Source organism: Providencia sp. PROV261, from assembly GCF_028477945.1.
Classification (GTDB): domain Bacteria; phylum Pseudomonadota; class Gammaproteobacteria; order Enterobacterales; family Enterobacteriaceae; genus Providencia; species Providencia stuartii.
Window position 1 is genome coordinate 1 of record NZ_JAMPMC010000051.1, and the last position, 25043, is coordinate 25043.

At 38.2% G+C, this 25043-nt stretch carries 24 protein-coding genes; 17 read left to right on the forward strand and 7 right to left on the reverse strand.

Going from position 1 to position 25043, the window contains the following annotated elements; translation table 11 throughout:
• The 4 genes from PR675_RS19460 to PR675_RS19475 form a co-directional block, all read left to right on the forward strand.
• Positions 1 to 280, forward strand: a 280-nt coding sequence (locus PR675_RS19460) for a hypothetical protein (protein WP_272582900.1), incomplete at its 5' end; no start/stop codon positions are given.
• Positions 281 to 352: 72 nt separating this feature from the next.
• Positions 353 to 1627, forward strand: coding sequence for an HlyD family secretion protein (locus PR675_RS19465; protein ID WP_060561036.1), 1275 nt, complete (start codon positions 353 to 355; stop codon positions 1625 to 1627).
• 1 nt (position 1628) lies between these two features.
• Positions 1629 to 3779: a peptidase domain-containing ABC transporter gene (locus PR675_RS19470; RefSeq protein WP_014656026.1), complete on the forward strand. Its 2151-nt coding sequence runs from the start codon at positions 1629 to 1631 to the stop codon at positions 3777 to 3779.
• A gap of 264 nt (positions 3780 to 4043) precedes the next feature.
• Positions 4044 to 4538: an AAA family ATPase gene (locus tag PR675_RS19475; protein WP_004920037.1), complete on the forward strand. Its 495-nt coding sequence runs from the start codon at positions 4044 to 4046 to the stop codon at positions 4536 to 4538.
• Between the two features lie 378 nt (positions 4539 to 4916).
• Here the strand turns inward: PR675_RS19475 and PR675_RS19480 are convergent, their stop codons facing one another.
• Positions 4917 to 5507, reverse strand: coding sequence for a hypothetical protein (locus PR675_RS19480; RefSeq protein ID WP_060561037.1), 591 nt, complete (start codon positions 5505 to 5507; stop codon positions 4917 to 4919).
• A gap of 235 nt (positions 5508 to 5742) precedes the next feature.
• Between PR675_RS19480 and ydfG the strand changes: the two genes are divergently transcribed.
• From ydfG to PR675_RS19495, 3 genes are all read left to right on the forward strand, one after another.
• Positions 5743 to 6492: a bifunctional NADP-dependent 3-hydroxy acid dehydrogenase/3-hydroxypropionate dehydrogenase YdfG gene (gene ydfG / locus PR675_RS19485; RefSeq protein WP_014656028.1), complete on the forward strand. Its 750-nt coding sequence runs from the start codon at positions 5743 to 5745 to the stop codon at positions 6490 to 6492.
• 80 nt (positions 6493 to 6572) lie between these two features.
• Entirely contained in the window at positions 6573 to 6944 is a 372-nt protein-coding gene (locus PR675_RS19490) for a DUF1283 family protein (RefSeq protein ID WP_004920044.1), read from the forward strand.
• Positions 6945 to 6970: 26 nt separating this feature from the next.
• Positions 6971 to 7204, forward strand: coding sequence for a DUF1161 domain-containing protein (locus PR675_RS19495; protein ID WP_004920046.1), 234 nt, complete (start codon positions 6971 to 6973; stop codon positions 7202 to 7204).
• 54 nt (positions 7205 to 7258) lie between these two features.
• Here PR675_RS19495 and bioD read toward each other — a convergent pair whose 3' ends face one another.
• From bioD to PR675_RS19510, 3 genes are all read right to left on the reverse strand, one after another.
• Positions 7259 to 7933 (reverse strand): dethiobiotin synthase, encoded by a 675-nt coding sequence (bioD, locus tag PR675_RS19500; RefSeq protein WP_004920048.1) that lies wholly within the window; start codon positions 7931 to 7933, stop codon positions 7259 to 7261.
• Between the two features lie 144 nt (positions 7934 to 8077).
• A complete protein-coding gene (locus tag PR675_RS19505) occupies positions 8078 to 9286 on the reverse strand; it encodes an ROK family protein (protein ID WP_014656029.1) in 1209 nt (402 codons plus the stop codon).
• A 101-nt stretch (positions 9287 to 9387) separates the two neighbouring features.
• Positions 9388 to 10290, reverse strand: a complete 903-nt coding sequence (locus PR675_RS19510; protein ID WP_036940318.1) for a LysR family transcriptional regulator — start codon at positions 10288 to 10290, stop codon at positions 9388 to 9390.
• Between the two features lie 116 nt (positions 10291 to 10406).
• Here PR675_RS19510 and PR675_RS19515 point away from each other — a divergent pair, with 116 nt between their 5' ends.
• The 3 genes from PR675_RS19515 (at position 10407) to tus (ending at position 13376) form a co-directional block, all read left to right on the forward strand.
• Positions 10407 to 11669 (forward strand): MFS transporter, encoded by a 1263-nt coding sequence (locus PR675_RS19515; RefSeq protein WP_004920058.1) that lies wholly within the window; start codon positions 10407 to 10409, stop codon positions 11667 to 11669.
• Positions 11670 to 11757: 88 nt separating this feature from the next.
• Complete coding sequence (locus PR675_RS19520; protein ID WP_004920061.1) at positions 11758 to 12324, forward strand: lytic polysaccharide monooxygenase; 567 nt, start codon at positions 11758 to 11760, stop codon at positions 12322 to 12324.
• 131 nt (positions 12325 to 12455) lie between these two features.
• Positions 12456 to 13376 carry a DNA replication terminus site-binding protein gene (gene tus, locus PR675_RS19525; protein ID WP_004920063.1) on the forward strand — a complete coding sequence of 307 codons (921 nt, stop codon included), beginning with the start codon at positions 12456 to 12458 and terminating at the stop codon, positions 13374 to 13376.
• A 57-nt stretch (positions 13377 to 13433) separates the two neighbouring features.
• Here the strand turns inward: tus and fumC are convergent, their stop codons facing one another.
• Positions 13434 to 14831 carry a class II fumarate hydratase gene (fumC, locus tag PR675_RS19530; RefSeq protein ID WP_014656033.1) on the reverse strand — a complete coding sequence of 466 codons (1398 nt, stop codon included), beginning with the start codon at positions 14829 to 14831 and terminating at the stop codon, positions 13434 to 13436.
• A 179-nt stretch (positions 14832 to 15010) separates the two neighbouring features.
• On the opposite strand from fumC, the gene manA reads away from it, so the two are divergent.
• The 3 genes from manA (at position 15011) to add (ending at position 19044) form a co-directional block, all read left to right on the forward strand.
• On the forward strand, positions 15011 to 16189 hold the full coding sequence (manA, locus tag PR675_RS19535; protein ID WP_014656034.1) for a mannose-6-phosphate isomerase: 1179 nt from the start codon (positions 15011 to 15013) through the stop codon (positions 16187 to 16189).
• A 110-nt stretch (positions 16190 to 16299) separates the two neighbouring features.
• Positions 16300 to 17934 (forward strand): YdgA family protein, encoded by a 1635-nt coding sequence (locus tag PR675_RS19540; protein ID WP_060561039.1) that lies wholly within the window; start codon positions 16300 to 16302, stop codon positions 17932 to 17934.
• Between the two features lie 108 nt (positions 17935 to 18042).
• On the forward strand, positions 18043 to 19044 hold the full coding sequence (add, locus tag PR675_RS19545; RefSeq protein WP_014656036.1) for an adenosine deaminase: 1002 nt from the start codon (positions 18043 to 18045) through the stop codon (positions 19042 to 19044).
• A 179-nt stretch (positions 19045 to 19223) separates the two neighbouring features.
• On the opposite strand, the gene PR675_RS19550 is transcribed toward add, so the two are convergent.
• Positions 19224 to 20198 (reverse strand): bile acid:sodium symporter family protein, encoded by a 975-nt coding sequence (locus PR675_RS19550; protein WP_004920081.1) that lies wholly within the window; start codon positions 20196 to 20198, stop codon positions 19224 to 19226.
• Positions 20199 to 20250: 52 nt separating this feature from the next.
• Entirely contained in the window at positions 20251 to 21294 is a 1044-nt protein-coding gene (locus PR675_RS19555; protein ID WP_014656037.1) for an oxidoreductase, read from the reverse strand.
• Between the two features lie 233 nt (positions 21295 to 21527).
• Between PR675_RS19555 and PR675_RS19560 the strand changes: the two genes are divergently transcribed.
• The 4 genes from PR675_RS19560 to rsxC all read left to right on the forward strand — a co-directional run.
• On the forward strand, positions 21528 to 21968 hold the full coding sequence (locus tag PR675_RS19560) for a DUF2569 domain-containing protein (protein ID WP_014656038.1): 441 nt from the start codon (positions 21528 to 21530) through the stop codon (positions 21966 to 21968).
• An 88-nt stretch (positions 21969 to 22056) separates the two neighbouring features.
• Positions 22057 to 22638, forward strand: coding sequence for an electron transport complex subunit RsxA (gene rsxA / locus PR675_RS19565; protein WP_004920088.1), 582 nt, complete (start codon positions 22057 to 22059; stop codon positions 22636 to 22638).
• A complete protein-coding gene (gene rsxB / locus PR675_RS19570) occupies positions 22638 to 23264 on the forward strand; it encodes an electron transport complex subunit RsxB (RefSeq protein ID WP_014656039.1) in 627 nt (208 codons plus the stop codon). Before rsxA ends, rsxB begins: the two co-directional genes overlap by 1 nt.
• A partial coding sequence (rsxC, locus tag PR675_RS19575) for an electron transport complex subunit RsxC (protein ID WP_272582901.1) occupies positions 23257 to 25043 on the forward strand: 1787 nt, incomplete at its 3' end. The genes rsxB and rsxC, both read left to right, overlap by 8 nt.

Here is a 25043-nt window from a genome sequence, read left to right on the forward strand (position 1 = left end):
TTTAGCTAAACAAATCATAAATTTAATTTTATATCAATATGAGAGAAATATCATGAAAGAATTAACATTGAAAGAAGTTAAATTAGTATCTGGCGGCACTTTTAATCTCTGCAAGCCACCTGTTACAACTACACCAAAAGTTAGTGTTCAACCCTCTGTTCCAGCTCCAGCCCCAACTCCAGTGGTAAAAGGGGTAACAGTAACCACCACTGTCATTAAAGATTCCTATAATTTTAATGCTATTGGTAACAATGGCAGTACTTTTAACGTTACTTACTAAGTATTAGTTATTAAGTATTAAATACTAATAGAGCGGCTATATCAGTCGCTCTATTTTAAATAGAGGGTGATTATGAATGGTATATTTAGAGAAGAAGCATTAGAGTATAAAAAAAGTCGATGGACAGGTAAAGCTCTAATTATCTCAAAAATCCCATTGTTATTTTATATTGTAATATCAGTTTTTTTTATTTCTATAGCATTATTTATGTTTTTGTTCCTAGATATTACTAGGAAAGAAACGGTTATTGGTGAGGTAATATCAAAGAAACAACCTGTAAATATATCCGTAACGCAACAAAGTATTGTTATTAAAAAATTTGTTAATGTCGGTGATTATGTAAAAAAAGGACAAAAAATATATCAACTAGATATTAGCAAGGTAACAAAAAATGGGAATCTAGGTGTTAACACAGTTAACTCCATTAATTATCAAGTGGAAAAAATTGATGATATAATTAAAAAGACAATAGATAGCAAAGAAATGACAAAAAAGAATATAGAAACACAAATAAATTTATATAAGAAGTCTAATATTCAAAATAAAGACATGGAACTCGCTATTTTAAAAAGTCTCAATGAAGCTAAATTGAGTTTAGATAATTATAGGATTTATTTGAAAAAAGGAATGATTAATAAAGAACAATTAACAAATCAAAGTAACATATTTTATCAGCAGCAAGTGGCTTATCAGGGTATAAGAAACCAAATAAATCAAGACTCTTTAATGATATCAAACTTAGAAAATGACTTAAAGATAAAGATGGCTGACTTTGATACTCAAATATATAAGTATGAATCTCAAAAAATAGATCTTCAAAAGCAGTTATCTGAAGCAAATGCAAATAATACTTTATTTATTCTGTCACCAATTGATGGTTTTATTGATACTTTAAATGTTAATGAGGGGCAGCTTATTGACCCTGGAGAAAATATCATAAAAATAATTAGAAGCGATGAATCAGGGTATCAATTGATTTTATGGGTTCCAAGTAGTAGCGTCCCCTATTTAAATGTAAAGGACAAAATAAAAATACGCTATGACTCTTTTCCTTACCAAAAATTTGGACAGTTTTCAGGAAGTATATCTATGATATCAAAATTACCCATTTCAAAAAATGAAATGTTATTATATTCCAGCTCACCAGTAAATTTACAAAGCTCTTTTAATACATCTTTTTACAAAGTAATAGTTGAATTAGATAATCAAAGCATAAAATATAAAAATAAAACATTGTATTTATCCAACGGTTTAAAGGCTGAAGCTATATTATTTTTAGAAAAACGGCCTCTTTATCAATGGGTGACATCATCGTATTATGACTCTAGCATTTCTGAAGGTAAATAGCATGGTAGATATTAATTTTGTTTTAGATAGATTAGATCTTAAATTCAAACGAAGAATACCTAATATTATTCAATCTGAATCATCAGAGTGTGGCTTGGCCTGTATAGCCATGATCTGCAGATACTATGGAATGGAAATAGATTTGGTTAATCTAAGAAGAGAATTTGGGATTTCATCTCAAGGAGCAACACTTCAAAGCTTAATTGAAGCTTTGATAAATTTAAATTTAAAAACAAGAGCATTATCAATTGATATTGATGAATTAAACTTAATGAAGAAACCCTGTATACTGCATTGGAATATGAATCATTTTGTTGTATTAATCGCAATTAGGAATAACAAATTCATTATTCAAGATCCAGCGATAGGTAAAAGAACAATCAATATTAATGAGTTTTCAAATAGTTTTTCCGGTGTAGCCATGGAAGTGTGGCCTGACAGTAACTTTAAGAAAGTAAAAAAGATTTCCAGGTTAAATATAAGGACATTGTTAAACAACATAACGAACTTTCCTTCATCACTATTAAAAGTATTGTGCTTATCATTTTTAATTGAGGGACTAAATATTGCATTTCCTATAGGAACCCAGTTAATTATGGACCATGTTGTAATATCTAGTGACTATAGCCTACTGACACTAGTGATACTTGGTTTGTTTGTTTTCACATTGCTCAATGCTGCGTTGAGATTTGTTCGGGCATGGGTTTCTTTATTTATAGATACATTGGTCAATGTTCAATGGAAAATAAGCTTTTTTGATTACTTAATGAAATTGCCCCTTGACTTTTTCGAAAAAAGAAAAGTTGGGGATATCCAGTCACGATTAGAATCATTAGATTCATTACGTAATACTCTAATAAACAATATTATTAATGGAATAGTTGATGGAGTAATGGTCATAGGGCTTTTTATAATGATGACCTTGTATGGCTCAAAGCTAGTCTTAATTGTTATGGGATTTACCCTATTATACATTGCACTAAGAGTTTTAATGTATAATAAATATATTAGATACGCTGAAGAATATATTGTTAAGAGTGCAGAAGCGAATTCCCATTTTACAGAGACAATTTATGGTATTGCCTCTATAAAATCATTAGGTCTAAGTCTATCCAGATCAAAGAATTGGTTAAACTTAAATATTGAAGCCATTAATTCGAATATTAAAAATACAAAACTAAGCATGTTTTTTTATGGGGCGAACTCACTAATATCATCTATAGATCATATCATTATCTTATGGATTGGTTCACTAATGGTAATGGATAACTTAATATCATTAGGGATGTTTGTTGCTTTTAATATTTATCGAAGTCAGTTTTCAGAGAGAGCTGCGAACTTAATAAATATGCTATTGGAAATAAAGATGCTAACTCTTCACTGTGATAGAGTATCAGATGTAATTTTTACAGATACTGAAAATTACCAGCCCAAAAACGCGTTGATTTTACCCAATAAAAGCATGGATATCCGCATTGATAAGATATCATTTAAGTATGATGTTCACTCAATGGAAATTTTCTCTAATTTAAGTTTTTCAGTAAAGGCTGGTGAGAGTGTGGCCATTGTAGGCCCTTCCGGTATGGGGAAAACAACTTTAATGAAGGTTATGTCTGGATTGCTAAGCCCTACAAGTGGAAATATTTATATAAACGATATAAATGTAGATACGATAGGATTAAATAATTATAGAGACAGAATAGCATGTGTTTTGCAAGATGATAAGCTATTTTCTGGCACTATAGCAGAAAACATATCCAGTTTTGAGAGTGTTAAAGATGATAAAAGAATAGTTGAATGCGCTATTTTATCTAATATACATGAAGAAATCATGAAAATGCCGATGGGATATGAAACGATGTTAAGCGAATTAGGTGGTAGTTTATCTGGAGGACAAAAGCAAAGACTAATGATAGCTAGAGCATTATATAAACAACCGAGCATATTATTTTTAGATGAGGCGACAAGTCATTTAGATTTAAAAAATGAAGCTTATATCAATCAATCTATCTCATCATTAAAAATAACTAGAATTATAATTGCTCATCGGGAATCAACAATCGCTAGTGTAGATCGGGTACTTAACCCCTGGGAGGCTATAGCAAAGTTAGAAAGAAGGAGTCAAAGAGACGTTTCGAAAATTAATGATTGATTTTATCCGTTGAAAGGGAGAGATAGCGTCTCAAAAAATCTCATAACTGCGTTATTAGTTATGATGATTAATTAATCGAATATAATCTTCATTGGGTTGAAAAATGAGCTCTAGCTATGATTTTCTAGAATATTATTGATATGAATTGTTATCTACATGATTGATAAACATGGCAATTTATCACCAATAATAGGCTTAATGACTGACTTTTATTTTCAGCTCATCCAGTGGCAATTTTTTATCAAAAAACCGAATATTTAAAAAATGAAAATTTGTATTATTGGCCCTTCAGGGGCAGGAAAAACAACGGTAGCAACTCAATTAGCAAAAGAACTTTCTTTGCCAGTGTATGAATTTGATGCTATTTATTGGGATATGACAGGAAATGAATACCGTAAAAACTCAGAAGAATTCATTAAATCTCAGATTGAAATGATTTTAAGTACTGATAGATGGATTATTGAGGGAGCGTATGATAAGCGTCTTTACCCTTTTCTTCTCGAATGTTCCATTATTTTTAGGATGAATGTGCCTTATTACTTACGTGCTATTCGTTTAGCCAACCGATTTTTAATCAGTACAATTATGCGAAAAAAGCCTAAAGAAACCCTCTTAAATACAGTTGAGTTATTGCGTTTTTCGAAAAAATATGATCAACGTTTAAATGAGTTTTTAGCTTCACACAATGCGTTATCTTCTAAGGTCATCCCTATCAAGAATATTTCTTTATGTAGGAAAATTTTAAAAAGTGAGCTATAAAATTCATTATATTATAAATTATGTAGTATGGTTTGCTTGATTAACTGAGTTTAGCTTAAATTAAAAGCCAAACCTGCCAATTTTTTATCGAAATTGTTGGTTTCAATATATTGATATGTAATACCATCGTATCAGTTAAAAATGTTCTCTTTTTTAAAGAAGCATATGAAATCTACTTTATCTGGAAGCTCTGTAGCGCCTATCCTTGTTTGTTGTTACGAGTTGTGTTTATGGTTAATTGGCTGACTTAAGGTAACTTGATTTATATTACTGTGCGTTTATTTGTTTAAGTTTAGCTTCAACAAATTGCCGTAAACGACTATTTGCTTTTGTAGCAATGTCACCTCTTTTTCTGCATCAGATTTATTATTTTTATTGCTACAGTGCCAATATGCACTCTAAAGCTGTTTTGACTGTATTCTTTTTAGTCCGGAAACTAATCTCATACCATTGGGATTTACTGGGAGATATAAATTCATTAATGGCCATTTTTTCAGTTTTTATGGCACATAATGCCCATATAGTTTGTAGTAGAGACCAGAGAATTGCGAAGCTAGCGAGAACCGATACAAGCTGAATATAAATGTTATCGACAACTAATGTTTGTTTAAAAATCAGCCCAATAAAGAAAATTTGAATAAATAGCTTAATAGATAATGCTTTGAAAATAAAACTAACTCCCTGATTTTTAATCGCAAAATAGGGATTTTTCAAGTGTTGACGTTGCTCTTGAACTGGGATCCCTCTTATATAAACCATCCATGTTGACGTCTCACTATTTCTAAGGACAAGGCCTTTTTCTTTTAATCCGTGAATTTTAATAGAGAGCAATACAGCCCAAATTAACCCTAAGAATATTAGGTATAAAATAAAGCCAGTCACGTTATAAAAAGAAATGACTAACGCAATAATAATCAACAAAGTTAATTTACTTGAGTACAGCCAAAATGGTGCAACTTGATAGTTCATTTGATATCATCCTAATGTCGAATTACTTTCTTGGCCTGATTTTTTATTCATCACTAGTTATAACTAAGAATATTCATTAATGCATCACTTTATGAATATTTTATGTTGTTAGCACAAGCATTGTGCGGATGCGCTCTATTTTCTCTATCATGACAAGAAGATTTTTGTAGGTTAGAGTTACAAGCGCTAGAATAGCCACATAATATGAAGCAATAATAAAATGACAGGGGAAAATATGATCATATTAGTCACAGGAGCAACTTCAGGTTTTGGCGAAGCAATTACGCGTCGCTTTATTCAGCAAGGAGCAACCGTTATTGGAACGGGTCGTCGTACAGAGCGACTAACAGCATTACAAAAAGAATTAGGCTCGCACTTTCACCCTATTACTCTTGATGTAAGAGACCGGAAAGCAATTCAAAATGCCATTGCAGGATTACCAACAGCACTAAAAAATATTGATGTTTTAGTGAATAATGCGGGCTTAGCGCTAGGTATAGAACCCGCATTCGAGGCTAACCCTGACGATTGGGCAACAATGATTGATACGAATACGAAAGGTTTAGTCAATATGACCTACGAAGTATTGCAAACTATGGTTGCCAATAATCATGGTCATATTATTAATATCGGCTCAACAGCGGCTAACTGGCCATATAAAGGTGGTAATGTTTATGGCGCCACTAAGGCGTTTGTTAAGCAATTCTCATTAGGACTACGGGCTGACCTCCAAGGCAAAAAAGTCCGAGTAACTGATATCGAACCTGGATTAGTTGGCGGAACAGAATTCTCTAATGTTCGTCTTAAAGGTGATGATGATAAAGCAGCGAATATCTATAAAGGCGCGGATGCACTTACACCTGAAGATATTGCTGAAACGGTTTACTGGGTAGCGACATTGCCTGCTCGTATGAACGTCAATACACTTGAATTGATGCCTGTTTGTCAAACCTTTGCTGGTTTAACTGTTTATAAAGAGGCGTGATTTTTCGTACTTTTCTAAAGGAATTTGCGCTATATTTGTGTTTATATTGTCGAATAGAACTAACTTTGTAAGGAATTATAATGAGCTCATCACTAAAGTTTGTTAAGCAAGGTCTAGCGGCGGTAGTGTTTTGCCTTCCTTTGTTGGGGCTTTCTTCAGCAGCGCATGCAGGGAATGTTAACTGCTCAGCAGGAAGCACTTGTGTTACATCGGGAAATGTTGATAGTGTTTTGACAAAAGAGCAGGCACGCCAAGAAAAGGAACAGTGGGATCAAACACGGAGTTTACGTACAAAAGTAAATTCCCGTACTGAAAAAGAGTTTGATAAGGTTGACGCTGCATTTGATGCAAAAGATGCCTGCGAGAAAAGTCTTAATTTAAATGCTTATTGGGAGCCGAATACACAACGCTGCCTAGATGTAAATACAGGACGCCCATTAGCTCGCCCATAACTCATTAAACCCATTAAGGAGTTATTATGAAGAAAAGACTTATATTTCCAGCTCTATGCTTACTCGTTGCTCCAGTGTTAGCACAAGCATCATGTGAAAGTGTTATTGAAGAAATTAAGCAGAAAATTATTAACAATGGCGTTCCTGCCGATAATTTTAGCTTAGTTGCTGTTCCAAATGATGAGGCTGAACAAGCGCAAGGGCAAGTTGTTGGCCATTGCCAAAATGAAACATATAAGATCATTTATACTCGTCATTAATCAATAAAACTCAGGGCGCTATTATCAGCGCCCTTTTCAATCATCCTCGATAAGCTATGCATATTCGCACATAAATGCTTTGATCTTATCTTGATCTAAATAGTGACATAGCGTTTTTTCTTCCGGTCGTAATAAATACGGAATTTCGCCTAACAACGGTGCCTTTAAGTGTTTTTGTAAGCGATTAATGATCTGGGCATAATGTGCCAACCCTGGATTGATACGGTTTGCTATCCAACCGATAAGCGGCAAACCATCGGCACGTATTGCATCTGCAGTCAGTAATGTATGGTTTACACAGCCATGCTGGATGCCAACGACAAGTATAACGCCGACTTTTTGTCCTTTTAGCCAATCAGTATAAAATGTGTTGTCATCCAATAAATAGCGCCATCCCCCATTACCTTCGATAACAACGGTGTCGCATTGGCTATTTAAGTTTTCTAGTCCTTGTTTAATCTTATTGAAATCAATACAGTTTTCTTGGCTGTAATTATCTTTGATTTTAATTGGATTAACATCATCGTAGGATACAAGTTGTTGTGACGCCCCATGTATTAACAAAGCATCTTTATTCCGCATACCTTCCGGTGTATCAATACACTTATCAGCGATAGGCTTATAGCCTACAGCTTTAATTCCTTGGCCATTAAGAGCCTGCAGTATTGCTAACGTGGAGACTGTCTTCCCGACATCCGTATCTGTCCCGGTAACAAATAGATTCATCATAGTTATTTTCTATCCTGAAGTGACAGACGACTGCATGCATGTTGCAGTGAAAAATGATATGGAATCAGTTTATGGGAATGGGTAACTCTTAAGTTTGCGTTAGCTCAATTTTCTGTTTAATAGCAAAAATTTTATTAACTACTGTTAACCTTGCAGTAACTGAAGTAATAAAGAACCATCATATAATGCTTGTTGAACTAATGCAGTTTCACTCTCTTTTTTAGTAACTTCAGATTGTTCAATGCGTAATTCACCACGATATAGAGGAATAGACTGCGAATGGCAATATTGATGTAAAAGTGAATAAAATACAGAGGAAATCCGATTTAGCGGAGAATTGATTAAAATTAATTCGGTGCCGAAGATATTAATGAGTTGACCGAGCTGTTTGGCAAGTATTTGCGCTATATCATTGAGTACATGTAAACAGAGTGGATCTTGGTCTTCCACAGCTAAACAAAAACTATCGATAGTCATGTCATGATTGAAAAATGAGGATGATGGGTATAAATGTTGTAATTCCACGGCATGTTTTAAGATAGCCGGAATAGCGATTGCCCCTTCTAAGCAACCAATACCACCACAATAACAAGTTTCCCCCGTGTTTTGTGTTTGTACATGCCCAAAATGTATCGCTCGTCGCGTATGACTATCTAATGCAATGCCGTTATTGATAATTGCAGCGCTAACAACACAATCAATTTGTAAATAAATGATGTTTTTTGCTGTTCTTTTTTCGTACAAAGAAAAATAATCGGCTAATGCTAACGCATTAACATAAGGCTGTATATAAGTCGGTAGCCCAGTTTGTTCCGTTAAAAAATGACCAAGTGGTAAATTATCAATGTCGTAATAAGGCAAAGCATAAATTACACCAGAGAAAGGCTCCACCAAACCATCTAAAACAATACTAATGGCCGTAACACGCTCTAAATGGCGTGAATATGTCGCAAAAAAATGGCTAATTAATGATGAGAGCGTATTGGAAAATTGCTCATTACCTTTAACGTCAAATGGATAGTCTTGCTCTACGATAGTTTGTGTATTGATCTCTTTTAATGAAAGGCTAATAGAGTTACAGGCAAGGCGGATAGATAAAAACTGCCACCCTTCACTTTCAATGACTAATCCAATCGCGGGCCTACCTCGCAAGCCGAGAACGGGAAACTCAATTTCTTTAACTAAATGGGCATCAATGAGCTCGCGCGTAATTTTTGTGATACTTGCGGGTGCCAATTGTGATTGTTTAGATAATGCAATCCGAGAAATTGGCCCATATTGATCAATCACACGGTAGACAATACCTGTGTTTAGTTGTTTGATTTGATCAATATGACCCGTTTGGTTTTCCATAATTCAGTGTTAAATCCCGTTATAAAGCAGTCAGTTATTATGCGTAATATAGAATGCAATTACTCCGACATACATGTTATTTGTGATTTGAATCACGTTATTTAGCCAACAATATTTTCAATCAGTAATTCCGTTAATTTTTTTGCAGCAGCAGGCAATGCTCTACGCGTATTGTAGACTAACCAGACTTCCGATGCGGCTTCAATATTTGAAAATCTGATGTATTTTACACCGTCAATTTTCATACGGGTAAAAGATTCTGTGATAATCGAAATTCCCATACCTGCAGAGACTAAACCTAATATTGTCATTGCTTCCCCTGCCTCTTGAGATATTTTGGGTGTCACGCCAGCGGAAGTAAGCAGATTATGGATCTCATCATAGAGAGCTGTACCTACCTCTCGTTCGAAAAATACTAATGGATACTCCGCCAATAGATGAATGTCGACACCTGTTTTTTCATATTTTAATAAGGGATGACCTTCATACACAGCAACCATAAACGGCTCTTTAAATAGAAGTTGGTAGTTTAGCTGCTCAGGGAGTTCGGTATTACGCATGATCCCAATATCAATACGCCCTGTAAGTAAGGGGGCAAGTTGCTGTTTTGTATTCATCTGATGCATATGGATAGCCACTTCGGGATATGATTCACGATACTGACGTAAGCTCATGGTCACTTTATTCATAAACGGCGTCGTTGATGTAAAACCAATAGAAAGTTCCCCTAATTCCCCTTTTTCCATCCGTGCTGCTTTTGTAGCCGCTGCATCGACCTGGGCTAAAATTTGATAAGCCTCTTTGAGAAACATATTACCAGCAGGGGTTAATGAAACATTTCTATTGTTTCGTTCAAGTAATTTTGCGTTTATCTGTTCTTCAAGTGATTGAATTTGCTGACTCAATGGTGGCTGAGAAATGTGCAATCGATCCGCAGCTCGCCCAAAATGTAACTCTTCTGCAACAGCAATAAAATACCGTAAGTGTCTTAATTCAATAGCCATTTTTTATTTGATATGTTTAAAGTATTATTGGTAATAATTAATATATTAGACAAAATAGTCTGAGATTTCTATTCTTTGATCGAAATCAATTGGGTTGTTATGGCAAGGAATTCTTTATGGAAAATTCATCAAATAGTCTTACGACTGAAAATACGGCTAACGGAACGCTAGATAACTCAAGCCCCCATAACTTACCGAAGAAACATTATATTCAACGTGATGATGCGTTGTATTTACGCGTCACTCTTTCTTTTTTCACTGTCGGTTTAGCAACGTTTGCGTTGCTCTATTTTGTACAGCCTATTTTGCCAATGTTGTCAGAGGATTTTAATGTTTCTCCCGCAACGGCTAGTCTTTCCTTATCATTAAGTACCGGCTTGATGGCGCTAGGGCTGCTTATTACGGGGCCAATATCAGATGCAATTGGGCGAAAAAATGTGATGGTAGTAGCGTTAACAAGCGCCGCACTATTTACTTTGTTGAGTGCTTTTATGCAAAGTTGGCAAGGTATTTTAATTGCAAGAGCACTTGTGGGTTTATCTCTAAGTGGCGTCGCAGCGGTTGCCATGACCTATCTCAGTGAAGAAATTCACCCGAGTTATGTCGCATTATCAATGGGCCTCTATATTAGTGGTAACTCTATCGGTGGAATGAGTGGCCGTCTTGTTACAGGGGTGATTGCTGATTTCTATTCATGGCGCGTTGCTGTAATACTATTAGGGGCACTCGCTTTAATTGCCGCGATCAGCTTTTGGCGCCTATTACCACCATCACAACATTTTCGAGCAAGCTCTTTAAAACCAAAAAGTTTATGGGTCAATCTGCGTCTTCATTTTCGAGACAAAGGTCTACCATGGCTGTTTATTGAAGGCTTTGTTTTGATGGGCGGGTTTGTCACTATGTATAACTATATTGGTTATCGTTTACTGGAAGCTCCCTATCATTTCAGTCAGGCAACAGTAGGTATGCTATCAATAATTTATTTAACAGGAACTTATAGCGCATCTAAATCGGGAAGCTTAACTAACAAGTTTGGGTTAGGTAAAGTTTTAATCGCTGCTTTAGTTTTAATGTTAGCGGGTATATTGTTAACACTCTTTTCTAGTTTTTGGATCATTCTGTTTGGCATGACGGTGCTAACAACGGGCTTCTTTGCTGCCCACTCGGTCGCAAGTAGTTGGGTTGGTCATCGTGCTAAACGAGCAAGAGGTCAAGCATCTTCACTTTACCTATTCAGTTATTATGCAGGCTCAAGTATAGCAGGGACTGTAGGCGGGATCTTTTGGTTTCAGTTTGGTTGGTCTGGTGTAGCTTGGTTTATTGCAGGATTACTCATCATTGGTATGTTAATCGCTTACAAGTTGAAAGTTAGCTGTTAGGGTTTGGTAATACTTACCAAATGATGGAATTTATTTTGCACTTTTGTTTAAGTGAAAATGTTGTCCTCAACAATTATGAGGACAACAAATGAAAAAACGACTTTTATTACTTCCCTTCTTATTCTGCTTTTCTGCTATCGCATTGGGACATGGTTATGTAGAAGAGCCTAAAAGCCGAGCCTTTTTGTGTAAAAAAAATCTAAATAGCAATTGTGGTGCAATACAATACGAGCCGCAATCGCTAGAAGGTCCTAAAGGTTTTCCCCTTTCAGGGCCACAAGATGGACAGATTGCAAGTGCAGGTATTCCCCGTTTTGCTGCTTTGGATGAACAAACGTCAGCTCGATGGGTAAAAAATATTATCACAGAGCCTCAGCAAACCTTTAAATGGTATTTAACAGCAAGGCATGCGACAGCTAATTGGCAATACTTTATTACTAAGCCTGACTGGAACCCCAACTTACCAATAACGCGTGAACAATTAATCTTAATACCCTTTTGTCAATATGCTACCCCTTCACGACCAGAAACCATTGTTGAGCACCAATGCGTATTGCCAAAAGAAAATCGTGGATACCAAATAGTACTTGCTGTATGGAGTATCGCTGACACTGAGAATGCTTTTTATCAGGTGATTGATCTCGATATCAAATAAAACATATGCAATAAAGGGGGATGTCGCCTCTCCCTTTTCTTCCTAGTTAACTTATTTATTTGCACAATGCTTGATGTTTGTTATGATTAATTCAAATACAGTATGTTGTAACTAATTAGGAATGTTGCATAATGAATAATGCCAAATATGACCTTATTGAAGGCTTTAACCGGTTAGAAAGTAAAATAACGGAACTTAGCCAATTGATTGCTGAGCAACCTTCTATCTCTGCGACCGTTTTTCGTCTTCCGGATGTCATGAAAGGAGAAGAAAATAATGAGATTAAACAAATCGATGTTGAAAAAATAACAGGTAAACTCGCCATCCAACATGCTATCGAACATTATAACCTATTATTTATTCATGATAAATCAGAACTCACCAGTAATAAATCAGCCGTTAGGTTACCTGGCGCGATCTGTATTGATATCCCCTATTCTACTTATCAAACTTTTCGGGTCTTGCTAGATGAGATCAATGAATTAAAAATACAGATAAAACAAATAGTCACTCAAAAATCAGGGGTTGATGAATCGCAACGTTTTGAATTTATTCATGATACACTGCATGGTTTACTGACATTAAATACCTATCGAACTCTAACCTACCTTACTGATATCGATACCATAAGGTTTGGTTGGGCAAATAAAAAAGTCATAAATAAAATGACAAAAGAACAGGTGTTGAGCAAGCTGCAAGGCTCATTGGAAAGTGGGCGCCAACCATTGGGAGTTGCAAAGGAAGAGTGGTTGAAACAATTAGAGCAAGAAATTCTATTGATCAGCCAATTAAATAATGACGTAGTACTTAAAACACAACGCCCCGTTAAAGTGCAACCTATTGCTCGTGTTTGGGATAGCACCCAACAAAAACAAACTCAGTTCGCTTGTGCCAACCCTTTGCTCATTTTTGCGGTTGAAAAATCACTGACTGATATTGTCATAGGTAACCTACCCGATTACCATGTTGATAACATTGCGATCCGTAATCGACCAAGGTCTAAGCCTGTTGAGCTACTGATACCCCGCTTAAATTTATATATGGAAATATAAAAAAACACCTGCCATTGATGAGCAGGTGTTTAAATATTCAGTTAATAAATTAACTGATTAGCTTTTCATGCTGCCAACCATATCTTCTGGGCGAACCCACTCATCGAACTGCTCAGCAGTCAGATAATTTAGTTTTAATGCTGACTCTTTCAACGTTAAGCCTTCTTTATGTGCTTTCTTAGCAATTTCAGCGGCTTTATCGTAACCAATATGTGTATTAAGAGCAGTAACCAGCATCAATGACTCATGAAGTAGCTTCTCAATTCTTTCACGGTTTGGTTCAATACCAATCGCACAGTGTTCGTTGAAACTACGCATACCGTCAGCCAGTAGGCGGATAGATTGCAGGAAGTTATCAATCACCATTGGGCGGAACACGTTCAGTTCAAAGTTACCTGAAGCACCACCGATATTGATAGCAACGTCATTACCCATCACTTGTGCACATAGCATCGTTAAAGCTTCACACTGTGTAGGGTTAACTTTACCTGGCATGATTGAGCTACCTGGCTCGTTTTCAGGGATTGCGATTTCGCCAATACCACAACGAGGACCTGACGCCAACCAACGAACGTCGTTAGCAATTTTCATCAGGGACGCCGCTAAGCCTTTTAGTGCACCATGAGCGTGAACTAAAGCATCACATGTTGCGAGTGCTTCAAATTTGTTAGGTGCAGTAACAAATGGTTGGCCAGTCAGTTCCGCAATTTTTTTAGCAACACGAACCGCATACTCAGGGTGAGTATTTAGACCGGTACCAACAGCCGTACCTCCCAGCGCTAACTCACATACGTGTGGTACAGAGTTTTCAATGTGTTTTTCGCTATGCGCTAACATCGCTACCCAGCCAGAAATTTCTTGGCCTAAAGTCAATGGCGTTGCATCTTGTAGGTGGGTACGACCAATTTTTACGATGTCTTTAAATTCTTTTGCTTTAGCATCTAATACTTTGTGTAACGCTTTTAATTCAGGTAGCAAGTGCTCGCGAATAGCAACAACGGCCGCAACGTGCATTGCAGTTGGGAATACGTCGTTTGAACTTTGGCTCTTGTTAACATCATCGTTAGGGTGAATAAGACGCTCATTACCTCTTTGTCCACCTAAGATCTCGCTACCACGGTTCGCCAGTACTTCGTTCATGTTCATATTACTTTGAGTACCAGACCCCGTTTGCCAGATAGCAAGAGGGAATTCAGTAGGATGCTTGCCAGCTAATACTTCGTCAGCCGCAGCGATAATCGCATCACCGCGATCTTTAGGCAGTAAACCTAAATCCATATTCACGCTTGCAGCAGCTTTTTTAGTCACTGCTAATGCATGGATCAACGCAACAGGCATTTTTTCTACAGATATACGGAAATGTTCTAAAGAACGCTGAGTTTGCGCGCCCCACAACTGGTCAGCAGGTACTTCAATTGGTCCCATTGAGTCTTTTTCAATGCGAGTGGCTGCCATTACTATCTCCTTAAGTACATACACAGAATAATCGGTTTTGGAATCATCAGCTTGCAGGTAAGCCGATAACACCCCCCTATAATGCCACATATTTAATTTCAATAATGCGACTTAACCGTGTTTATTGTATTGTAGTAAAAAGGAAATAAGTTGATTTTTAGAAAAAGAGAGTTTTGGCTATGCTAAAAATGATTAATAAGATTCAAAATTACGACTGGGGGAGTACCACTGCACTCACACAGTTGTACGCTATCCCTAACCCAGAACATCTACCCATGGCTGAGTTATGGATGGGAGCACACCCAAAAGCGAGCTCTTGTGTCGTGAATACCAAAACAGGCCAAACGCTCCCACTGATTGATTATATTGCGAGTAACCCAGAAGAAATTCTAGGTAAAAAAGTAGCAGACACTTTTTCCTCCCGCTTACCTTTTTTATTTAAAGTGTTATGTGCCGCAACCCCTCTTTCGGTACAAGTCCATCCTAATAAGGTTTATGCTGAAGTTGGTTTTGCAAAAGAGAATGCTGCGGGGATCCCTTTAGATTCGCCAATCCGCAACTATAAAGATGATAATCATAAACCTGAGCTGATTTATGCTTTAACACCTTTTAAAGCAATGAACGCATTTCGCCCACTCAATGAAATTGCTGAACTGCTTGATTTTGTCTCTGCGGCCCACCCTGAAATTCAATTCTTTGTTCAATCACCAACTGAAGAAAAATTAGCGAAATTATTTGCACAAATTCTGAGTCTCACAGGTGAACAAAAAGAGTTAGCACTAGGTGTATTGAAAGCCGCATTAAACAGTCGCCAAGGCGAACCATGGAACACCATAAAACAAATGGTTAGCCTCTATCCTGAAGATACAGGTTTATTTGTCCCACTGTTGCTTAATGTTGTTGAGTTGCAGCCTGGCGAGGCAATGTTCTTATATGCAAGGACGCCACATGCTTATATTGAAGGCGTTGGGCTAGAAATCATGGCTAATTCCGATAATGTCCTACGAGCTGGACTGACCAATAAGCATATTGATGTTCCAGAATTGATAGCAAATGTAGATTTTATCCCCAAAACAAGCCAAAGTTTACTTAGTGAACCAGAAAAAACAGGAAATATCTGTAAATATCATATACCAGTAGAAGATTTTGCATTTAATATATATTCTATTGATGACACAGAGATAAACATAACTAATGAAACGGCTTCTATCTTTTTCTGCATAGATGGCGAGTTAGTTTTGAAGTCAGGCGATGATGAATTAAAAATCTGTTCAGGAGAATCTGTTTTTCTGGCGGCCTTTGAAAAAGAAGTTTACGCCACAGGCGTGGGTAAGCTCGCTCGTGTCTATAACCTTTAATGTATTTTTGTGTTTTGTTCGTCTTGATTGCACGCAAAAGACGGTTAGATAAAACTTGTACAATTTTTATAGCGCGTTAAGACAACGCGCTGAAAGGATGGATGTTCATAATGAAAAAGTCATTAGTTGCAGTTGGTGTAATAGTTGCTATTGGTGCTGTATGGTGTGGTGCATCATGGTACACAGGCTCTAAAGTTGAGTCTGAATTAAATTATATGATTGAGGATACCAACTCATTTATTAAGGTAAATGCTCCAAGTTCAGGTTTACAGTTCAAAGTGGAAAACTTTAAACGTGGTCTATTCTCCTCGCAAGCTAATATCGTTATCTCATCCGTATATTCTACTGGCCCAGAGGAAAGTCTTGTATTTAATACTGATATTGAGCACGGCCCTTTCCCTCTATCACAACTCTCTAAATTCAATTTAATGCCTAAACTGGGCGCGGCACATATTGAATTAGCAAATAATGAAGCAACCAAAGAGCTATTCGAAATAACAAAAGGTAAACCATTTATTTCAGGTACTGCTGTTGTTGGTTATGGCCAAAGTGTTGATGCAAATCTAGATTTGTTACCCGTTGAATTTACCAAAGAAAAGTCAAACATTTCCTTTAATGGATTAAAACTATTATTTAATGCCTCTTCTGACTTTAACGAGATTGAAGCCACACTGAATACTGACAACTTATTGATTCAGAATGCAGATAAATCAGAAGAAATGATGTTAAAAGGGCTAAAACTAACTTCTAACCTGACTAAGTCCGAACATGATTTCTATATCGGTAAACAAGATTTTGTTATAGAAAATGCAAATGTTAATATCCCTGAGGTTAAATTTTCTTTCAAAAACTTAGTGATGACTTCAGACTCTGCACTGGAAAAAGAAAATATTAAAGGTAGCTTCACTTACAGCATTGATGATTTAGTCGCATTAGATCAAAACTTAGGCTCCGGTAAGGTAGTTATTTCGATTGATAAGCTAGATGCAAAAGCGTTGGGTAAATTTGTTAAACAATATAATAGTGCATTAGCAGAAGGAGTTGCGTCAGGCAATCCAACAGCAGCAGGTGAAAAAATCGCAATGAAGATGATGAAGGAAACATTGCCTGAAATGCTGAAAAACCAACCGACCTTCTCTATCAGCCCTCTTTACTGGAAAAACTCTGCAGGTCAAACAACGACAGACTTAAGTATGACCTTTAATAAGTGGGACCAAAAAGAGCTTACTGAATTAGCAATGACAAACAAAGTTGATGAAGCAGTTAAGAGCTTATTTAAGTCATTTGACTTTAACCTCACGCTGAACAAACCAATGGCTATTGAGTTAATGTCTCAAATCGCTATTTTAGACCAAGGTCAAGTTGTTGATGCAGAAACTAAGAAAATGTATGTTGAGCAAGCAACAAATGAGTTTGATCAAGCACAAATGCTCCTAACTTCAGATATGTTCAGCTCACCGTTTGAAGAAATGTTCATGACTGACGAAGAGCGTGCAGAAAAAGCGAAACAGAAAAAATCACCATGGATGATAGAGAAAGGTAACGATCTGACCATGACTATCAAATATGCAGGTAATGATATTACGTTTAACGCGGATAGCTATACCCTTGCAGACTTCTTAACTAAGATGAAGTTGATGGCAGGCCCAGAAAGCTCTATGGAATATGAAGAAGAAGAGTTAGTTGTACCAGAAACCGAAGATGCGCCGGCTGACGGTGCTGAAGTAGCACAACCAGCTAACTAATCTGCATTAATATTAATCTTAAACGCCAGTCAATATTTTTTGACTGGCGTTTTCACATCTATACTAGGATATATTGGCTAATCCATACACATAAAGGGACTCAATTCAGTGATAAACAGACAACTGCCACTTACAGACATACATCGCCATCTAGATGGTAATATCCGCCCCGAAACAATCCTTTCCCTTGCCCAACAACACGGTATTACGCTACCTGCTAATGAGATTGAAGCTTTACGTCCTCATGTGCAAGTAATGACACAAGAGGCTGACTTAGTCGGTTTTCTGCAAAAACTAGATTGGGGAGTTGCTGTATTAGCCGATCTCGATGCCTGTAAACGTGTTGCTCAAGAAAACGTCGAAGATGCTTATAAGGCGGGTATTGACTATGCAGAATTGCGTTTTTCTCCTTATTACATGGCAATGAACCATCGCCTCCCTATTGAAGGTGTTGTTGAAGCTGTCATTGATGGTATTACGGCTGGTTGCAAACAGTATGATATTAAAATTAATTTAATAGGGATCCTTAGTCGAACCTTTGGTCAAGACGCTTGTGCAAAAGAGTTAGCAGGCCTACTCGCTCACCGCGACAAACTTTGCGCATTGGATTTGGCTGGAGATGAGCTTGGCTTTCCAGGCTCCCTTTTCCACTCTCACTTTACCCAAGCGCGCGATGCCGGTTTACAAATAACTGTTCATGCAGGGGAAGCCGCGGGTGCAGAAAGTATTTGGCATGCAATTAAAGAATTAGGGGCACAACGAATTGGCCATGGTGTTAAAGCTTGTGAAGACCCTAAGCTGATCGAATACTTAGCAAAACATAAAATTGGTATTGAAAGCTGCTTAACCTCGAATATCCAGACCAGCACTGTACCGTCATTAGCGAAACATCCATTGAAAATGTTTTTAAACCATGGTGTGTTAGCGTCGATTAATACTGATGACCCTGCCGTAGAAGGCATTGAATTAGCTTATGAATATGAAGTTGCCGCCCCTAAAGCTGGGTTGACACCATCTGAAATAGAGCAGGCTCAAATCAATGGGTTAAGTATCGCCTTTCTCAGCGAAAATGAAAAACAGCAACTCAAACAAAAAGCAGCCCTTCGCTAACCTGCTATAAAGCTAAAATCATTCACGTTTTGGGCAGTTAATCTCCTTTTCTGCCCTGTTTAGCTTTTTTCTCTGAAGGTTAAGTTTGCCTATTATTGATAACACTATAGTATGTTGTAACTAAATGGTGATTATGGATTGAGTAAGTCGGGTTATTATCCCCCCGACTTTACTATTAATTATTTAGTTAAACGTTTTGCGTAACGCTGGGCTAAAACCGCGCATACCATTAATTGGATTTGATGAAATATCATTAGTGGCAATAAGATTATCCCTACAACGGAGGCTGGAAATAGCACATTTGCCATAGGAACGCCGTTCGCTAAGCTCTTTTTTGAACCACAGAATACGATTGTGATTTCATCTTCTTTACTGAATTTAAATAAGCGTGCCGCAAGTGTATTTAGGATCATAACGACAAATAAAATAAGGCAGCTGATCACAGCAATCATAAATAGAGAGTATCCATCAATACGCTGCCAAATTCCTTCAACAACCGCTTCACTGAAAGCGACATATACGACTAATAATATAGAAGAACGGTCAGTGATATTAATTAATTTACGATTACGGTTAATCCAATTCGCTAACAATGGACGAGACAGGTGCCCTACTACAAATGGCAGCATTAATTGCAATAAAATAGAGCCAATTGCATTCAACGTATCCATTGCTTGGCTGCCATCTTCATCCATTAGTAACCCCACCAATATCGGCGATAAAAAGACGCCGAGAATACTGGATGCTGACGCACTGCAAATCGCTGCGGCCACATTTCCTCCGGCAACAGAGGTAAAGGCAATGGCCGATTGTACCGTTGCTGGCAATGCACAAAGATAAAGAAACCCCATGTATACCGTCGGTGACATCCATGACGGCACCATAAAATGCAAAGCTAATCCAATAATAGGAAACAGAATAAATGTGCTTGAAAATACTAATAAGTGTAGTCGCCAGTGCCCAATCCCTGCCATGATTGATTCACGAGAAAGCTTTGCACCATGCATAAAGAACAAAAGCGCAATAGCTGCTGTTGTTAGATACTGAAAGCCAACTTTGATTTCCCCTTCACAAGGAAATAGGCTTGCAATCACAACAACGCCAATCATAATCAATAAAAAAGGGTCAATTTTTAATTTTGCTAACAAATTCATGTTATTACCTAACAAAAAGCCAGCTAAAAATGCTGGCTCATCTATTTAAACATTAACAATCAAGAGTAACGGTGCGTTTTTGTTTATCTGAAAGTATACCAGCCTCAATTAATTTCATAATTTCAATAGCGTCTTGTGGCTGTACTGGGTTTGCGGCACCATGACGGATTGCCTCATGAATGGCAAGATAGTAACCACCATAATTTCCTTTTTCATTTTGCCATTCTTGGGAAATAAGCGCATCGCCTTGTGACAACGTCACAACGCCATTACGTTGATCTATTCCCCAATTTTCATGAGTCGGTAACAGACCATTTTTTAAATTTTCTTCTTGTGAATCAAGACCATATTTGACATAACTTCCCTTCATGCCATGAATAACATAGAGAGGCGATTCAGCGGCAGCTACTGTTGTTGCGTGAAGAACGACTTTTTTATCTGGATAGTGAAGAAGAACATGGAAATAATCAACGGCTTCAGCACCTGGGCGGATCATCCCTAAATCTGCGGTAATACTTGCTGGTTTTCCGAAAAATTGTAACGCTTGATCTAATAAATGAGGACCAAGATCATACCAAATTCCGCCGCCTGCGACTGCTGCCTCTCGCCATCTTTGTCGTGTGACTGGACGATAACGGTCAAAATGTGACTCATAATATTTAATGTCGCCTAGGCAACCATCAGCAAACAGTTTCTTCAGTGTTAAATAGCCGGCATCCCAACGGCGATTATGATAAACCGATAAAAGCTTTCCTGCTTGTTGTGCCTGCTGTTGTAGTGATTGAGCCTCTTCTACCGTGACAGTAAAAGGCTTGTCGACAACGACATGCTTGCCTGCCGCTAACGCTTGGCTTGCCAGTGGATAATGAGTGTCATTGGGGGTCGGGATAATGACTAATTCAATTTCAGGATTTGCAAACAGTTGCTCAGGTGAAGAGACGACTTCAACATCAGGCCAATCAGCGGTTACCTTATCTGAATTGCTACTGGAGATAGCTGTCAATTCATACCCTGGCAATGTAGCGATAAAAGGGGCATGAAATGTTTTACTTGCATAACCATAACCTACAATACCGACTTTTATTGGTGCGGACATAATGACCTCATTTTATTAATTTTCACTGAATCCATAAAAAGTATCACCATAACGAATTAATTAGCAAATAAAACTATGGTAGGATAGCCTCGAATTGATGCTACTTAAAAAGTCATTCATGATTCAGCAACGTGATAAAAGAGATGCGTTCACTAGTCGCGAGTGTAAGCAAAGACAGTTCTTGATACTGCTGCTTAGTGTATGATTTAGCTTATAATATGGATTAAATTGATATGACGCCTGTTTATGACCACCATCGTATTACTGGTTGGCTCCTTGCCCCCGCAGCTTTCATCTTATTAACGTGTTTTGCTGTATGCTCTATGGTGGTCATGTATTTTATTACGTTATATCGAATTATCACTACAATTGATGATTGGACTCACTATATCCCATTCGACTGGTATTTATCTTTTCTGATCACTATCGTTATGATGGTATTCACTATTCATATCTTAAAACTTATGTTTATGCGTTCTCGGCATTTTCCTCGCCGTTTTATTATTTGGATGTTAGTCCTGTTATTGCTTGGACTCAAAACCTTTTATTTTGCAAATATTGATTCTCTAACGGCGCTAAAAACACTCGCCTGGCCACTTATCGGTGCTGCTATTTTTGTTCCTTACATCAAAAATTCTGCTCGTGTGAAGATGACTTTCACACAAGATCGATAAGCATCACAAAAATAGCTTGTTATCATACAGCCTGTTTAACTGACGCTCGTCAGTTTTTGTTCTTTTAATTTTGTTTTCAGGCAATAAAATGACTGATTATCTTTTGCTATTCATTGGAACCGTACTGGTTAATAACTTTGTACTGGTAAAATTCCTTGGTCTGTGCCCTTTTATGGGTGTATCAAAAAAACTCGAAACAGCCATCGGAATGGGCTTTGCTACCACTTTTGTTATGACACTCGCCGCAATCAGCTCTTGGTTGATGGATACGTTAATTTTAGTGCCCCTCGACCTGCTCTATCTGCGCACCCTAAGTTTTATCTTAGTGATTGCCGTGGTTGTGCAATTCACTGAAATGGTTGTTAGAAAAACCAGTCCAACGCTCTATCGCCTGTTAGGGATCTTTCTCCCACTTATTACGACTAACTGTGCAGTTTTAGGGGTTGCTTTATTAAATATCAATCAATCGCATGGTTTCTTACAGTCTGCTGTTTATGGTTTTGCAGCCGCCGTTGGTTTTTCATTGGTAATGGTGCTGTTTGCCGCTATTCGCGAACGGTTGGCGGTCGCTGATGTTCCTGCACCTTTTCGTGGCTCATCTATCGGCCTTATCACTGCTGGACTAATGTCTTTAGCATTTATGGGTTTTAGTGGTTTGGTGAAGTTCTAATGATATCGTTATGGATTGCTATTGGCATTTTAGCCGTTTTTGGGCTGATCTTTGGTTTGATCCTTGGCTATGCCTCATTACGCTTTAAAGTTGAAGAAGACCCCATTGTTGAAAAAATTGATGCTATTTTGCCCCAAAGTCAATGTGGTCAATGCAGCTATCCGGGGTGTCGCCCCTACGCAGAAGCTGTAGCCAATAACGGAGAGATGATCAACAAGTGCGCGCCGGGTGGCGAGCAAGTCATGTTGAAAATGGCTGAACTTCTTAACGTAGACCCTCAGCCAATTGATGGTGATGAAAGCGCACAGAATCCTGTTCGAAAAGTCGCTATTATTGATGAAGAAAACTGTATCGGCTGCACCAAATGTATTCAAGCATGTCCTGTTGATGCCATTGTTGGCGCAACGCGCGCTATGCATACCGTAATTGAAGATCTCTGCACAGGTTGTGATCTGTGCGTAGCCCCTTGCCCAACTGATTGTATCGAACTTGTTCCTGTGAAAACGACCACTGCAAACTGGAAATGGGATTTAAACAGTATTCCTGTCAAAAATATTCCTGTATCACCTGATGAACAACAACCGAAATCTCCTTTCGCCACGGTAAAAGGAGATGCGCATGTTTAAGTTGTTTAATTGGTCAAAAAAAGACAATATCTGGGATTTCTCTGGTGGGATACACCCGCCAGAAATGAAATTACAGTCAAGCCAAACACCAATGCGTGTGGCATCAATTCCCGATGAACTGATTATCCCGTTACAGCAGCATTTAGGCCCTGAAGGGGAATTGATCGTCAAAGTGGGTGAACATGTGCTCAAGGGGCAACCCTTAACCCGTGGTGTCGGTCGTACAGTGCCTGTTCATGCCTCAACTTCAGGCACTATCACCGCAATAAAACCGATGGTCACGGCACACCCTTCTGGCTTAAAAGAGCTATCAGTTTGCCTCAAAGCCGATGGGTTAGATACTTGGTGTGAGTTATTCCCTGAGCCTGACTATTTACAGCTCACTCCTCAACAATTATTACAAAAAATTGAGCAAGCAGGCATCGCTGGGCTTGGTGGTGCAGGTTTCCCTACCGCGTCTAAATTAGCGGGAGGGAAAGATGCTATCAAAACATTGATCGTTAATGCGGCCGAATGTGAACCTTATATCACAGCAGATGATCGCTTAATGCAAGAGCATGCCGATGAGGTTATCGAGGGTTGTCGTGTCTTGCAACATTTACTCAACCCTGATCAAATACTTATTGGCATTGAAGATAATAAACCTGAAGCCATTGCTGCACTGAAGAAAGCCATTACTGCCCATGATAAGCAGATTTTTGTGCGGGTGATCCCCACCAAATATCCTTCTGGTGGCGCTAAGCAGCTTACTAAGATCCTGACGGGTAAAGAGGTTCCTTCTGGTGCCCGCTCCTCACAGATTGGCGTATTGATGCAAAACGTCGGTACGGTTGTTGCCATAAAACGTGCAGTCATTGATGGGCAACCTTTGATTGAACGTGTTGTCACCGTTACAGGTGAATCTATTACCTCCCCTGGAAACTTTTGGACTCGCTTAGGTACTCCTGTTCATCATCTATTACAACAAACGGGTTTTACCCCTGCATCTGAGCAAATGGTGATTATGGGGGGGCCACTAATGGGCTTTACTTTGCCAGATCTCAAGGTACCTGTAGTTAAAATATGCAACTGCTTGTTAGTTCCTAGTGTTGAAGAAGTTGGGCAAAAACCGATTGAAGAAGCTTGTATCCGCTGTGGTTTATGCGTTGAAGCATGCCCTGCGGCCCTACTGCCTCAACAATTATATTGGTTCAGTAAAGGCAAAGAGCACGAAAAAGCGCAAAAACATAACCTATTTGATTGTATCGAGTGCGGTGCTTGTGCCTATGTTTGTCCAAGTAATATTCCGTTAGTGCAATATTATCGACAAGAAAAAGCAGAAATTCGCGAAATCAAACAAGAAGAGCGCCGTGCTGCAGAAGCAAAACTACGATTTGAAGCGAAGCAGCAGCGTATGGAACGCGAAAAATTAGCCCGTGAAGAGCGTCATAAAAAAGCCGCTGTACAAGTGGAAGCATCAGACAAAGATGCTGTTGCTGCTGCGCTCGCTCGTGTAAAAGCTAAACAAGCAACAGCAACTTCAGATATTCATGTGATAGCGGGTGCGGCGCCGGATAACAGTGCTGTTATTGCCGCAAGAGCCGCACGTAAAGAACAAGCGAGAGCCAAACAAGCAGAAAAACAAGCTGCAGCCTCGGCTGTTGATGAAACTTCTAGTGATCCTCGTAAAGCTGCTGTGGCTGCTGCACTTGCAAGAGCTAAAGCAAGAAAAGCATCTCAAGAAAATAACGGTGCCAGCGTCACTCCAACCGAGGCCCCTGCTGTTTCGGCTAATGGAGA